Annotated in this window: 11 protein-coding genes; 4 read left to right on the top strand and 7 right to left on the bottom strand. The window is 69.4% G+C overall.

Annotation, left to right across the window (positions count from 1 at the left end):
• Nucleotides 1-7 precede the first annotated feature (7 nt).
• Nucleotides 8-913 (bottom strand): helix-turn-helix transcriptional regulator, encoded by a 906-nt coding sequence (locus SY91_RS32835; RefSeq protein ID WP_011545657.1) that lies wholly within the window; start codon nucleotides 911-913, stop codon nucleotides 8-10.
• 122 nt (nucleotides 914-1,035) lie between these two features.
• On the opposite strand from SY91_RS32835, the gene SY91_RS32830 reads away from it, so the two are divergent.
• The gene (locus SY91_RS32830) at nucleotides 1,036-1,944 is read left to right on the top strand and encodes a LysR family transcriptional regulator (RefSeq protein WP_006481353.1); all 909 of its coding nucleotides are present in this window, start codon (nucleotides 1,036-1,038) and stop codon (nucleotides 1,942-1,944) included.
• Between the two features lie 48 nt (nucleotides 1,945-1,992).
• Here SY91_RS32830 and SY91_RS32825 read toward each other — a convergent pair whose 3' ends face one another.
• The 5 genes from SY91_RS32825 to SY91_RS32805 all read right to left on the bottom strand — a co-directional run bounded on the left by SY91_RS32825 (nucleotide 1,993) and on the right by SY91_RS32805 (nucleotide 7,804).
• A complete protein-coding gene (locus SY91_RS32825) occupies nucleotides 1,993-3,474 on the bottom strand; it encodes a mechanosensitive ion channel family protein (RefSeq protein ID WP_023475979.1) in 1,482 nt (493 codons plus the stop codon).
• A gap of 111 nt (nucleotides 3,475-3,585) precedes the next feature.
• Nucleotides 3,586-4,008, bottom strand: coding sequence for a DoxX family protein (locus SY91_RS32820; protein ID WP_023475980.1), 423 nt, complete (start codon nucleotides 4,006-4,008; stop codon nucleotides 3,586-3,588).
• Between the two features lie 230 nt (nucleotides 4,009-4,238).
• On the bottom strand, nucleotides 4,239-6,044 hold the full coding sequence (locus SY91_RS32815) for a winged helix-turn-helix domain-containing protein (protein WP_006481355.1): 1,806 nt from the start codon (nucleotides 6,042-6,044) through the stop codon (nucleotides 4,239-4,241).
• 442 nt (nucleotides 6,045-6,486) lie between these two features.
• Nucleotides 6,487-7,308 carry an alpha/beta fold hydrolase gene (locus tag SY91_RS32810; protein WP_023475981.1) on the bottom strand — a complete coding sequence of 274 codons (822 nt, stop codon included), beginning with the start codon at nucleotides 7,306-7,308 and terminating at the stop codon, nucleotides 6,487-6,489.
• A 64-nt stretch (nucleotides 7,309-7,372) separates the two neighbouring features.
• Nucleotides 7,373-7,804 carry a DUF3331 domain-containing protein gene (locus SY91_RS32805; RefSeq protein WP_006481357.1) on the bottom strand — a complete coding sequence of 144 codons (432 nt, stop codon included), beginning with the start codon at nucleotides 7,802-7,804 and terminating at the stop codon, nucleotides 7,373-7,375.
• A gap of 366 nt (nucleotides 7,805-8,170) precedes the next feature.
• Between SY91_RS32805 and SY91_RS32800 the strand changes: the two genes are divergently transcribed.
• On the top strand, nucleotides 8,171-9,151 hold the full coding sequence (locus SY91_RS32800) for an alpha/beta fold hydrolase (protein WP_023475982.1): 981 nt from the start codon (nucleotides 8,171-8,173) through the stop codon (nucleotides 9,149-9,151).
• Between the two features lie 100 nt (nucleotides 9,152-9,251).
• Here the strand turns inward: SY91_RS32800 and SY91_RS32795 are convergent, their stop codons facing one another.
• A complete protein-coding gene (locus tag SY91_RS32795; RefSeq protein WP_006481359.1) occupies nucleotides 9,252-10,832 on the bottom strand; it encodes an MFS transporter in 1,581 nt (526 codons plus the stop codon).
• A gap of 83 nt (nucleotides 10,833-10,915) precedes the next feature.
• Between SY91_RS32795 and SY91_RS32790 the strand changes: the two genes are divergently transcribed.
• Both SY91_RS32790 and SY91_RS32785 read left to right on the top strand, forming a co-directional pair.
• Nucleotides 10,916-11,944: an HlyD family secretion protein gene (locus SY91_RS32790; RefSeq protein WP_023475983.1), complete on the top strand. Its 1,029-nt coding sequence runs from the start codon at nucleotides 10,916-10,918 to the stop codon at nucleotides 11,942-11,944.
• Entirely contained in the window at nucleotides 11,941-13,383 is a 1,443-nt protein-coding gene (locus SY91_RS32785) for an efflux transporter outer membrane subunit (protein ID WP_023475984.1), read from the top strand. Before SY91_RS32790 ends, SY91_RS32785 begins: the two co-directional genes overlap by 4 nt.
• Nucleotides 13,384-13,405: the final 22 nt, after the last annotated feature.

Raw genomic sequence — 13,405 nt, 5'->3', positions numbered from 1 at the left:
GCGACGCTCACGTATGGTCCGCGCGCCACCGGCGAGGCGTGACGCCGGTCAAGCGCGTGAAGGTGCGCGAGAAATGGCTCTGATCGGCGAAGCCGCACGCAACGGCGATCATGCTCAACGGCATGTTCGGGTCGCGCATCCATTCCTTTGCCCGTTCGACGCGCTGCACGATGAGCCAGCGATGCGGCGGCAGCCCGGTCGTTCGATGAAACGCCTTGACGAAATGGCCGCGAGACAGCCCGCACGCGCTCGCCACGTCGGCCAGACCGATGTTGCCGTCGAGGTGCGCGAGCAGCAACTCCTTCGCGCGGCGCGCCTGCGACGGCGTGAGCTTGCCGTCCGACCTTTCCCGCCGCTCGCCGACGCCGCCGTAACGATGCGCGACGTGCGCCTGAAACGCCAGCCCCACGTGATCGATGAAGATCTGCGACGCTTCAGCGGGCCGGGCCAGCGCGGGCAGCAGCGCGTGTCCGAGCGCATGGATGACCGAATCGTGGGTGCTCAGATGCGGCGGCAGATAAAGCTGCGGCCGCTGCCGGCCGCCGAGGTCGTCGACCGTTTCCTCGAGCGTGTGGCGCGGCAGATGGAAATGCAGGCAGTCGAACGCGCCCTGGAGATCGGCCACCCAGCGACGGTCGAGATCGTAGATCGACACGGTTCCCGCGTCATACGGAACGAACGGTGCGGGGCGGCCGTCGAGCCACAGATCCTGCTCGCCGAACGGGTGCAACTGCAGCACGATCAGATCCGTATTCTCGAGTTCATAGGGCGCGGTCAGCCCCATGTTCCTGCGCAAGGTCTTCAGCCGGACGATACCGATTTGCCCGTTCGGCAACGCTTGCGTGACGACGGTCTGCCTGACGTCGGCGGGGATGAAATCGGACGATGCGGTATCCGGCTGAGGGGCGCTCATGGGGCGAGGCGGGAAGCTGAATGAACGAGGCTTATCACTCTAGCAAATCGCGGCGACGCACGCTGCTCGCGCTGCACCCCGCACTGGTATGATGCGCCAGCCACCCCCTACCGGAATTTTCGATGAAGCTGTCATTCGAAGCGCTCGAAGCCCTGGACGCGATCGACCGCACCGGCACCTTTGCCGAAGCAGCGGAACTGCTGCATCGTGTCCCGTCCGCGCTCACCTACCTGGTGCAGAAACTCGAAAGCGATCTCGGCGTGGCGCTGTTCGACCGCAGCGGACGGCGCGCGAAGCTCACGCATGCGGGCCGCATCGTCGTCGAGGAAGGCCGGCGCCTGCTGCGTGCCGCCGAGCAGCTCGAAATGAAGGCGCTGCGCGCGCAACAGGGCTGGGAAACGGAAGTCCGCGTCTGTATCGACGAAATCCTGCCGTTCGACGCGCTGTGGCCGTACGTCCACCGGTTCTACGCGCTCGGGATGGACACGCGGTTGCGGCTGTCGACGGAAGTGCTCGGCGGCGCGTGGGATGCGCTGATTTCGCGGCGGGCGGATCTCGTCGTCGGCGCGGCGGGCGAACCGCCGGAATTGCCGGGCATCGTCGCACGGCCGATCGGCTCGCTGAAACACGTGTTCGCGGTCGCGCCGTCCCATCCGCTCGCGGCGCTGCCCGAACCGCTGGCGATGGCGTCGGTCGTCCAGTATCGCGGCGCGGTGATCAGCGATACGTCGCGCGAACTGCAGCCGCAGTCGGTCGCGATCGATGCGGGCCAGCCGTATCTCGCGGTACCGACGCTGGCCGCGAAGCTGGAAGCGCAATGCGAAGGGCTCGCGGTCGGCACGCTGCCCGAATGCATCGCGGCGCGCGCGATCGCCGACGGCAAGCTCGTCGCGCGCCAGGTGACCGGCATGCGCGATACCACGCACTGCTATCTCGCGTGGCGCGGCGACGAGGCGGGCCGCGCGCTGCACTGGTGGGTCGAGCAACTCGACCAGCCCGATCTCGTCGATCGTTTCACGACGCCGGACTGACGCGCGCGTTTCACGGCATGCCGGCGCCCCTCGCGATCCGGTCGCACGTCAGCCGAGCGAATCGTGCAGCCGCTTCATTTCCTTCTCGAGCCACCCGATCAGGCTGAACCCCGCGTGCGCCTTCTCGACCGGCGGAATCATCATCCGTTCCTCGGTCGCGATATGGTCGGTGAGCGACTCGCACATCAGCCGGCCCAGCGCCGGCTTCCTCGCGATCAATGCCGACAGATCCTCGCTGCGAAGCTGATGCACGGTCATCGCGGTGACCGCGTGAACGGTCGCATGAAGCCGCGTGCCGGCGAGCACGACGGACTGCCCGATCGCATCGCCCGGCGCCATCCGCCGGACTTCGACGTCGCCGGACGCGCCCGGCACGAACACCGCCGCGACGCCCGATTCGACGATCGTCAGCACGCGCGATTCCGCATTCGACGCATAGATCACGTCGCCCTTGCCGAACGAACGCGCGACCAGCGCATCGGCCAGCACGGCCAGATCGTCGTCGTCCACGCGCTCGAACAATTCGACCGCGCGCAACAGCAGTAGCCGACGCGATACCGACTGCCCTGGCGAAGTCGATACGGACGCCGGCGCTGAGCCTGCTAGCGGTCGCCACGCGACGCCCGCCGCGGCCAGATGCCGATGCGCGAGATCGTAGAGCGCGTTGCGCACGGTGATCTTCTTCTGCAGCGCGTCGACGTAGCAGACGAGTTCGTACTGGATCGCATTCGCGCGGAACGCCTTCACGACGGCGATCGGCGCGGGGCGCGCGAGCACGTCGAGCGAACTCGCCGCGGCCCGCTCCAGCGCACCGACGGCCACCGCCGGCCGCACCGCGGGATCGAGGTCGAGCGCGAGCGTCACGCCGTGCAGGCCCGCGGGTTCGCTGAGATTCACGATCGTCGCGCGCGCCGCGGTGCTGTTCGGCACGACGACCAGGTTGCCGAGGCTGTCGATCAGCTTCGTCGCACGCCAGTTGCTCTCGACGATGCGCCCTTCGAGTTCGCCGATCGAGACCGTATCGTCGAGCCGGAACGGTTGCGTGGTATTCAGCACGAGCCCGGAGAACACGTCGTTCAGCGTGTTCTGGAGCGCGAGGCCGAGTATCACCGCCACGGCGCCGGAGGTCGCGACCAGGCCGCTCAACGGCAGGCCGAGCACGTAGCCGAGCGCGGCCACCGCGGCCGCGCCGAACACGATGGCTTCGGCGAGGTCGTGAAACAGCCGCTGGTTGCGCCACGCATGCGGCAGCAGCAGATGATTGAGCAGCAGACTGAACACGATCGCGCACTGGAGCCACCACGCGATGCAGATGGCCTGAACCGCGATCCGGTCGAGCCCGCCGAGCGATGCGGGCACGGCGAGCGGGCTCACGCCGGTCGCGAACAGCACCGCGCTCAGCGCGGCGAACGCCGCACAGCGCCGGATGGCGCGCGCCACGGCGCGATCGCGCCCGACCAGCCGCCACGCGGCGAGATCGACCAGCACGATCGGCGCGCCGTAGAGCGCCGTATCGGAGAAATTCAACATGTCGGAACGCACGCGCGGCGCGCAAAAGGATGGGCGCGGCAGCACGTACGTCGCCGCGCGGACGGAATCGTCGGGCACATGGCGTGCGGGTCGCCGACGCGCTGGCTGCGGCTAGGCGCGCCGGCGCATGACGCCCGGCAGCGGCAACACGTAGCGGCCGGCGCCCGCGATCGCGATCGTGCCGAACAGGATCAGCAGCATCCACGCGAACTGCGCATCGCGCAGCGGCCAGTCGGGGTGGACGAACACCAGCGCGACGAGCGTGACGATCATCACCGGCAGCGCCGCCAGCCTCGGGTACAGACCGACGATCATGAAGACCGGGCACACGACCTCCGCGAAGATCGCGAACAGGATCGACAGCGTGCGGCCGAGATGGAACGGATCTTCGATGGCCGCGGCTTCGGCCGTGTAATGCACGATCTTCGGCAAGCCGTGCACCACGAGCAACAGCACGCTGGCGGCGACGCGCAGGAACAGCAGGCCGAGATCGGTCGCATGACGGGAAAGGAGGTCGGGTTGATCAGGTTTCATGCGGCGGGTCGTCGGTTGAGCGGGATGCGCGGCGACGCGTGCGCCGGGCGTTTCGCCGCGCCGGCGTTCAGCGGGATCGCGCGACGTCGGCGAGCGCACGTGGTCGATGTGCACGCGTGCCGACGGGGTGTCGGCACGCGCCGTTCAGGCAATCTACGCGCGCTGCCTGCCGCCGTCCTGTATCCGAGCTGAATCGTTCTGAAACACGGGAGACGCGCACGAAGCCGGCGTCACGACTCGCGCGACGGCAGTTCGGCCTCGGCCGCATCGAATCCGAGCGCGTGCACTTCCGACCACGCATCGTGCACGACCTGCGTCGACCCTGCGGTATGCGCGAGCGCCGCCGCATACGCGGCCAGCACCCGCACGCGTGCATCGTCGGACACCCCGGTTGCATCCGCGTCGCGCATCGCATCGAGCGCGACACGCGCGCGCTCGCGACATTCGTCGACGAGCGACAGATCGAACAGGCACGGCACCGCGACGGCCGCGAGCGCGATGCCGAGCGCCGCGTCGCCCTGCGCCGAAAATGCCCAGTCGAGCGCGGCACGCAGATTGCCGAGCTCGCGCCGGACCGCATCGAGCCGGGTCGCGCCCTCCGGCCCGCTGCCCGGCGCGTCGCCATCGTGGGCCGCGCGCCGGAACAACGCGAGGAAGTAGGTCGCGTGCGCGCGCGCCGCGGCCGCGCCCTCGCCGTGACTGTCGAGCTGCTGTTGCGCGTAGGCCCGCGTGGTCGTCAGCAGCCGGTAGCGCGGCACGCCGTGCGCGGTCTCGAGGATCACCAGCGATTTCGACACGAGGCCGGCGATCGTATCGAGCAGATCGGCGCCGGCCGGCCCGTTGGCACCGACGACCTCGCGCACGGCCTCGATCGAGAAGCCGTCGCGAAACACGCCGAGCCATCGCAGCAGCAGGCGCTCGGCGTCCCCGAGCAACCGGTAGCTCCAGTCGTACATCGCCTGCAGCGTCTGATGGCGCGGCAACGCGGTGCGAAAACCGCCGGTCAGCAGCCGAAAGTGATCGTCGAGATGGGCGGCCAGCACGTCGATGCCCAGCACGGCGGCGCGGGCCGCCGCCAGCTCGATCGCGAGCGGCAGACCATCGAGGCGACGGCAGACCGATGCCATCAACGCCAGGCTGCGCGCGTCGAGCGGAAAGCGCGGATCGGCCGCGCGCGCCCGCGCCGCGAACAACTGCACCGCGCTGGCGTTCATCGCCTCGCGATCGCCGGCGCCTTCATCGGGGACGTCGAGCGGCGGCACCGGGCACACGCGCTCGCCGTGGATGCGCAGCGATTCGCGGCTCGTCGCGAGCACGCACAGCCCGTCGTCCGCATCGGTGAGCGCGCTCGCGATCTGCGCGGCGGCGTCGAGCAGGTGCTCGCAATTGTCGAGCACGAGCAGCATCCGGCGACGTGCGACGCTGGCGAGCACCGCTTCGAGGGTCAGCGAGCCGGTCGGCTGCGTGATGCCGAACGCGCCGGCCAGCGCGTCCGGCACGAAGCGCGGACACGCGACGGTCGCGAGCGAAACGAATACGGTGCCTTCCGGAAAGCGTGCGTCGGCGCGCGCCGCCGCTTCGATCGCGACGCGCGTCTTGCCGATGCCGCCCGCGCCGACCAGCGTCACGACGCGCGCGCCCTGCAGCGCGGCCAGCACGTCGGCGACCGTCTGTTCGCGGCCGAACAGCGTGCTCGGCGCCGCGGACGGCCGCCACGTCGCGGGACGCACGGGCGCGTCGCCGTCGTCCTGCCCGGCGACCAGCCGATAGCCGCGGCCCGGCACCGTCACGATCAGGTTGCGGTCGCCGGCCAGCGCCTTGCGCAGCGACGCGATGTGCACCTGCAGGTTGTTTTCCTCCACCACGGTGTGCGGCCATACGCGCTGCATGATGTCGTCTTTCGATACCAGCGCACCGTTCGCCCGAATCAACAGCTCGAGAATTTCGAATGCGCGGCTGCCGATGCGCAGCAGCTTGCCGTTCGAACGAATTTCACGTCTGTCGAGAAAAACGTGAAGTGTTCCAATCCGGATCATGAGAATTTCTTGAGGGTGACATTCAACGGCGCCCCACTGAAATCGGGTGCCGGTTCGGCATCAATGCTACGGTATTTGCATGGTCGAATGATTCAAATTATCAGAATGAACGGCTCGAATTTTTTGAAATGACGAAAAGTCCCGCCGGGCGGCGCTGTTTTGTGCCCGATTACCGCCCAGGCACCGAAATACGGCGAGGTCATGCACGTTTCATGTGCAAATCGTGCATGCGTCCATGAATGCGATTTCGATATATCAGACGAAATTTTTTGAGCGGAAAAATGCGGCGCATTTTCTTTTCGATTCGCACGGCCGGTTTATTTTCGGGCGCCTCTATCGTGCCGGCCGAATATCCGTCGGCTCATTTGCCTGCGCGGCCGGCGCGATGCGCCGCGCGAAACGGGCGGCGCGTGCCCCGCGCCGCCGATCGGCGTCGCGGAGCTCAGTCCTGCGCGAACGCCAGCAATTCGTCGTTCAGCCTGGCCGCATGCGTCAGGTACAGCGCATGCGGGCCGCGTTCATAGACGCTCAGCGTCGCATTCGGCACGAGTTTCGCGGTCGCGGCGCCGGTCAGCGCGAGCGGCGCCGTCTGATCGTCGTCGCCATGAATCACGCGCGTCGGCACGTCGAACCGTTGCAGGTCGGCGCGGAAATCGGTTTCGGAAAATGCGCGAACGCACTCGAGCGTGCCCTTCAGCCCGCCCTGCAACGCCATCACGGAGGTCCAGCCGAGCGCCGCGCGCGACACCGTCGAGCCGCCGCGGTTCGAACCGGTAAAGAGCGGCCAGAAGCCGTCGAAGAACGCCGCGCGATCGGCCACGATGCCTGCGCGAATGCCGTCGAATACCGCGACGTCCACGCCTTCCGGATGATCGTCGCGGCGCGCGACGAGCGGCGTCACGGAGCCGATCAGCACCGCCTTCGCGATGCGGCGCGTGCCGTGCCGGCCGATGTAGCGCGCCACCTCGCCGCCGCCCATCGAAAAGCCGACGAGCGTCACGTCATGCAGGTCGAGCGTCTCGAGCAGCGTCGCGAGATCGTCGGCCAGCGTGTCGTAGTCGTAGCCGCTCCACGGTTGGCCGGAGCGCCCGAAGCCGCGCCGGTCGTACGCGATGCCGCGCAGGCCGTGCGACGCCAGATGATGCATCTGCACGTCCCACATGTCGGCATTCAGCGGCCAGCCATGAATGAACACGACCGGGCGGCCGCTGCCCCAGTCCTTGTAGTGGATCGACACGCCGTCGCGGGTGGTGAACGTGCTCATGAAGGCTCCTTTCGAGTAGGGAGGCCGCGCCTACGAACGCGGCCGAAGCGTGCGGCGCGGCGCGTCATGCCCGGGACTGCCGGGCGACGAACTGCTCGAGCGCCGTCGCGAGCACCATCTCGCGGCAGTTCGCGGGGCGTTTCTCGCCACGCCACTGGGGTTTGTAGATCGCGTCGCCGACCCGGATCGGTTGCCCGGTGAGCGCGCAGCGCGCCACCCTGCGCGCCTTCGCGCTGATCCAGCGTTGTTCGTCGTAGCGGCAGCGTGTCGGATCGCTCCACGACACCAGCATCGACGAATCGGTCTGCCGCTCGACGGCGACGATCGCGCTGCGGCGGCGCACGTCGCCGCTCGACGGCACCGGCGCATCGTCCCGATGCGGGCGACGCGAGCCGTCCGTCTCTCGCGTGCGCGGCATCGGCGGCATCCGGACGCCCGTGGCAGATAGCGGTCCGAGCGACGTGATCATGTGCTCCCAGCGATTGAAGGCGTCCATGGCGGCTTATCCAGGCAGGTGACGGGCGGCGCGGCCGGTCGGCTCCATTCGCGTGGCGCGCGACGTATGCCGATGACCCGATGCTGACGATAGCCGCCGTGCGCTGAAGAGTCCCGGTCGCGGGCTTAATTTTTCTGCAGTGCGGCAAATCCGTTGGCGGCGCCGCGGCGTTCAAGAGAATTCAGCCGGATTTCAGTACGGCGCGCACCGCGCCGGATTACGCTCCCGACGGCATTCGTTCGTCCGCGCGCCCCCGTCGACGCGTGGCGACGCAAGCCGGACGGCTGCCGGGCGGGATGGCCGCGGCCAGCCGCCACCGATCCGCCATCCCGTGCGGCCTCGCCGCCGCATACCTCAGGAGTCCAGATGCATCCCGAACAGACCGACGCCGTTTCGTCGGCCCGCCGCCGCGACATGCTGCTCGCCGGCGCCACGGCCGTCGCGGCAGCCGCGCTGCCCGCCATGGCCGCCGCGGCCGGCACGCCGTCCCACAGCCCCTCTTCCGCACATCCTGGAGCGCACACGATGAACACGATCACCACCAAGGACGGCACGCAGATTTACTTCAAGGATTGGGGCAGCGGCCGCCCGGTCGTGTTCTCGCACGGCTGGCCGCTGTGCGCGGACGCGTGGGACGCGCAGATGCTGTTCCTCGTGCAGCACGGCTATCGCGTGATCGCGCACGACCGCCGCGGCCACGGCCGTTCGGGCCAGCCGTCGCGCGGCAACGACATGAACACGTACGCGGACGATCTCGCCGCGCTGCTCGACGCGCTCGACGTGCGCGACGCCGCGCTCGTCGGCCACTCCACCGGCGGCGGCGAAGTCGCGCGCTACATCGGCCGCCATGGCACGAAGCGCGTGTCGAAGGCGGTGCTGATCGGCGCGGTGCCGCCGCAGATGGTGAAGTCGCCGACCAATCCGGGCGGCTTGCCGATGGACGTGTTCGACGGCATCCGCAAGAACGTCGCGGAGAACCGCTCGCAGTTCTACAAGGATCTCGCCGTGCCGTTCTTCGGCTTCAACCGGCCGAACGCGAAGGTGTCGCAGGGCACCATCGACGCATTCTGGTCGCAGGGCATGATGGGCGGCATCCACGGCCAGTACCTGTGCGTGAAGGAGTTCTCGGAAGTCGACTACACCGACGACCTGAAGAAGATCGACGTGCCGACGCTCGTGCTGCACGGCGACGACGACCAGATCGTGCCGATCGACGATTCGGCCCGGCTGTCGTCGAAGATCGTCAAGCACGCGGTGCTGAAGGTGATCGAAGGCGGCTCGCACGGCATGTGCGTCGTGAACGCCGATCGCATCAACGCCGAGCTGCTTGCGTTCCTGCAGGCGTAAGCACGCGGTCCGTCGCGGCGGCGCGCATGCCGCCGCGACGGATGCGACGGACGCGCCGTTCAGGACTTTTCAGGAAATTTCAGACCGCCCGGTGCCACACTTACGGCGCCCGCACCGGGCGCAACAGGATGCCGAGCAGCGCGCCGGCGAGCGCGAACGCCATCGCCACCCGGAAGTTGTCGGCCAGCGCGAGCGTCGTGGCCTGCACGCGCACCGCGCGATCGACGAGCGCATAGGCCGCCTGGTTGCCGGTCGCGAACGTGGCGCCATGCGCGACCAGCGACGCCGCGCCGGCCCGCAGCCGTTCGAGTGTTTCGGGATCCGACAGCGACACATGCAGACCGACGAGATTCGAATGGGTAGCCTCCCTGATCCGCTGAATCACCGCGATCGACGTCGTGCCGAGCTGCCCGCTCAGCAGGCGCGTCGCCTGCACGACCGCGCCGAACGTCAACGCGTGCTCGGCCGTCACGTGCTTGCCGAAGAAGAAGATCACCGACGTGAGCGCCATCGTCTGACCGAGCGCCTGCAGCAGCTGCGACGGGATGAAGTCGGGCTCGGCCCACACCGGCGTGAGCCGCGACCCGAGCGCGAACGCGATCGCCACCATCGCGAAGCCGGCGACGATCAGCCGGCGCGGATCGACCCGCTGCAGCAACAGCGCGACGCACGGCGCGAACAGCAGTTGCGGGATCGCGATCCAGCGCAGCGTATCGCCGATCTGCAACGGCCGCAGGCCGTACGTGCTGGCGAGGAACAGCGACGGGATGAAGCTCGTGTTGAGCACGGTGAAGCGCACGAGACCGACGAGCACGATCAGCAGCGCGATGTTGGGCCGCGCAAGGTAGCCGAGATCCAGCCCGGCGCGCGGCGACGCGAGTTCGTGGATCAGGAATGCGGCGATCATCAGGATGCCGGCGGCCAGCAACGCGACGATCAGCGGCGACTGCAGCCAGAACAGCCGCTCGCCCTGATCCAGCGCGATGCACAGGCACGCGAAGCCGCCCGCGCCGAGCAGCATCCCGCGCGCATCGATGCCGGACGCAAAGCGCTTGATCGGCTCGTCGGCGAGCGACAGCATCAGGCACGCGATGAACGGCACGGTCAGCGCCGCGTTCTGCCAGAACAGCCAGCGCCAGCTCAGATGTTCGCTGTACCAGCCTTCGAGCGTGGCCGACAGGTTCAGCGACATCTCCAGATTCATCGCATACGCGGCGATGCCGAACGGAATCAGCCGCGGCGGCAGCGTGCGCACGACGAAGCCGACCGTCAACGGCACGAACACGCCGGACGCGAGCCCCGCGATCGCCTGGCACACGATGAACGCGCCGAATTGCGTGCACAGCGGCAGCACGCTTTCCGCGCCGAGAAACACCACGGCGCCCGCGACCAGCACGCGGCGCGTGCCGAACATGAAGGCCGCCGCGATCGCGAGCGGCCCGACGAACATCTGCGACGCGGTGAACGCGGTGTTGATCCACGCGCCTTCGTCGACGCCGACGCCGAGCGCGCCGCGCACGTCGGCCAGCCCGAGCGACGTGATGCGCGACGTCAGCGTCGCGATGATGGCGCCGAGCAGCACGGCCGCGATCGCGGCGATCGACCGAAACGTCGGAATGTCGGAGGCCGGGCCTGCGGCCGGCGCCGGCACGGCACTGCCGGTGGCGAACGTCGTGTTCATCGTCGAGCGGCTCCCGCATATCAAGCTGGCGCAAGCATAACGCGGTGCGTCGAATCCTGCCCGTACGACGGAGTTTGCCGATCATGACCCCACCCTCTCCCGCGCCGTCGCCCGCTGCGCCCGCGCGTTCCCGACGGCTGGCCGTCGTCACGATCGCCGTGATCGCGCTGCTGCTCGTCGCATTGCTCGTGTACGAGTTCGATGCCCGCGATCGCGGCACCGACGACGCGTACGTGACCGGCCACCTGCACGTGATCTCGCCGCGCGTCGCCGGCACGGTCGAGCGCGTGCTCGTCGACGACAACCAGTTCGTGCATGCGGGCGACGCGCTCGTGCAGATCGACCGGCGCGACTTCGACGTGCGCGTCGCGGCGCAGCGCGCCCGCGTCGCCCAGGCGCATGCCGATGCGAGCCGCGCACGCGCGCTGATCGAGCAGGCGGACGCGGCGCTCGTGTCGGCGCACGCCGATGCCGAAAAGGCCGAACTCGATTACGCCCGTGCACGCGAACTGACCCGCGAGACGCCGCGCGGCTTGTCGAAGCAGGAATTCGATGCGGCCGATGCCGCCCGCAAGTCCGCCCGCGCGCGCGTCGCGGCGGCCGATGCGCAACGGCGCAGCGCGCTCGCCGCCGCTCAGGCCGCCGAGGCCGCGTCGAGCCAGAACGACGCCGAATTGCACGACGCGCTGCTGCAACTCGGCTACACGACGGTCGTCGCGCCGTCGGACGGCTACGTCGGCAAGAAGACCGTCGAGACCGGCGAGCATGTCGCGCCCGGCCAGGCGCTGCTCACGCTGGTCGAGCCGCATCCGTGGATCGTCGCCAATTTCCGCGAGACGCAGCTGCGGCACGTGCGCGCCGGCGACGCCGTGCAACTGCGCTTCGATGCGCTGCCGCAGCGCACGTTCAGCGGCCGCATCGACAGCCTGTCGCCCGCGACCGGCGCGCAGTTCGCGCTGCTGCCGCCCGACAACGCGACCGGCAATTTCACGAAGGTCACGCAGCGCGTGCCCGTGAAGATCCTGCTCGACGGTCCGGCCGCGACGGAGCCGCGCATCCGTCCCGGGCTGTCGGTCGTCGTCACGCTGCAGCCCGGCAGCGAATCGCGATGACGCGCGTCTTCGCCCTGCTCGCCGCGAGCCTGCTGGCCGCGTGCTCGATCCCGCCGCAGCCGCTCGCGCCCGTCCCGGTCGAAACCGACCGGTTCCGCCATGCCGATCCGGCGACCGATGCGCACGCACCGTCGCTCGCCGCATGGCCCGCGTGGTTCGGTGACCCGCAGCTCGGCCGCCTCGTCGACGCCGCGCTCGCGCACAACCTCGACATCCGCGCGGCGGCCGCGCGCGTCGACCAGGCGCAGGCGCTGCTCGGCGTGCGCGAAGCCGCGCTGGCGCCGACCGTGCGCGTCGACCCGTCGTTCAGCCGCACACGGGTGTCCGGCACGGTCGACAACGCGCTGCCGAAGCGCACGATGCACAACTGGTCGGTGCCCGTCGCCGCGAGCTACGAAGTCGATCTATGGGGCCGCTTGCGCGGCGATGCCGACGTCGGCGAACAGAACCTGCTGCAAGCGGCGGCCGATCGCGATGCGGTGCGTCTGCGGGTGGCGACCGAAGTGGCCGTCGACTACCTGACGCTGCGCTACGTCGACGACGATCTCGTGACGCTCACGCGCGCGATCGGGCTGCGGCGCACCGCGCTCGACGTGATCGCCGCCCGCGTGCGGGCCGGCGCGGCCAGCGATCTCGACGGGCTGCGCGCAGCGGCCGATCTCGATACCGCGCATGCCGATCTCGCGGAGAGCCGCCGGCTGCGCGAGAACCTCGTCGACGCCATTGCAGTGCTGACCGGCGTGTCGCCGACCGCGTTCGACGTCGACGCGGGCGCCGTGCCCGTGCCCGTGCAGGTGCCGGAGGTGCCGGCCGGGCTGCCGTCCGCGCTGCTCGCCCAACGCCCGGACGTATTCGCGGCGGCGCGGCGCGCCGATGCGGCGTCGCTCGAACTGGGCATCGCGCGCACCGCGTGGCTGCCGACGCTGACACTGACCGCCGACGGCGGTTTCGCCACCCGCGACCTGCGCTCGTTTCTCGACCGCAACAGCTCGTTGTGGAGTCTCGGCGCGAACGTCGCGCTGACGCTGTTCGACGGCGGCAAGCGCGATGCCGCGGTGGCCGCCGCGCGAGCCGGCACGAACGTCGCCGACGCCGACTATCGCGCGACCGCGATCGGCGCGTTGCGCGACGTGCAGGATGCGCTCAACGACATCGCCGCGCAAAAGGAGCGGATCGTGCGCTACGACAGCGCGGCGCGCACGACGGACGCGGCGGCGCGGCTATCGCTGAGCCGCTACGCGCATGGGTACGTCAGCTATCTGGAAGTCATCGACGCCGATCGCGACGCACTGAATGCGCGGCGCCAGCTGATTCACAGCCGGCAGGCGCTGGCCGTCGCGACGGTGAGCCTCGTGCGTGCATTGGGCGGCGGGTGGACGCCGCCGGTACGCGCCGGCCGGGGCCAGTTGCGCGACGCGACGCAAGCCGACGCGCGATGAAGGCATCGAACGACCCGCGAGC

Origin of the sequence: Burkholderia cenocepacia, from assembly GCF_014211915.1 — a bacterium.
Lineage (GTDB): Bacteria > Pseudomonadota > Gammaproteobacteria > Burkholderiales > Burkholderiaceae > Burkholderia > Burkholderia orbicola.
The sequence above is the reverse complement of the archived record's forward strand: the minus strand, read 5'-3'. Positions and strand labels throughout refer to the sequence as shown.

Bases quoted from the DNA above. Each gene is read 5' to 3' on its own strand.
- SY91_RS32810 (WP_023475981.1), bottom strand. From the start codon at position 7,308: ATGAGCACGTTCACCACCCGCGACGGCGTGTCGATCCACTACAAGGAC.
- SY91_RS32800 (WP_023475982.1), top strand. From the start codon at position 8,171: ATGCATCCCGAACAGACCGACGCCGTTTCGTCGGCCCGCCGCCGCGAC.
- SY91_RS32830 (WP_006481353.1), top strand. From the start codon at position 1,036: ATGAAGCTGTCATTCGAAGCGCTCGAAGCCCTGGACGCGATCGACCGC.
- SY91_RS32805 (WP_006481357.1), bottom strand. From the start codon at position 7,804: ATGGACGCCTTCAATCGCTGGGAGCACATGATCACGTCGCTCGGACCG.
- SY91_RS32790 (WP_023475983.1), top strand. From the start codon at position 10,916: ATGACCCCACCCTCTCCCGCGCCGTCGCCCGCTGCGCCCGCGCGTTCC.
- SY91_RS32835 (WP_011545657.1), bottom strand. From the start codon at position 913: ATGAGCGCCCCTCAGCCGGATACCGCATCGTCCGATTTCATCCCCGCC.
- SY91_RS32795 (WP_006481359.1), bottom strand. From the start codon at position 10,832: ATGAACACGACGTTCGCCACCGGCAGTGCCGTGCCGGCGCCGGCCGCA.
- SY91_RS32825 (WP_023475979.1), bottom strand. From the start codon at position 3,474: ATGTTGAATTTCTCCGATACGGCGCTCTACGGCGCGCCGATCGTGCTG.
- SY91_RS32785 (WP_023475984.1), top strand. From the start codon at position 11,941: ATGACGCGCGTCTTCGCCCTGCTCGCCGCGAGCCTGCTGGCCGCGTGC.
- SY91_RS32820 (WP_023475980.1), bottom strand. From the start codon at position 4,008: ATGAAACCTGATCAACCCGACCTCCTTTCCCGTCATGCGACCGATCTC.
- SY91_RS32815 (WP_006481355.1), bottom strand. From the start codon at position 6,044: ATGATCCGGATTGGAACACTTCACGTTTTTCTCGACAGACGTGAAATT.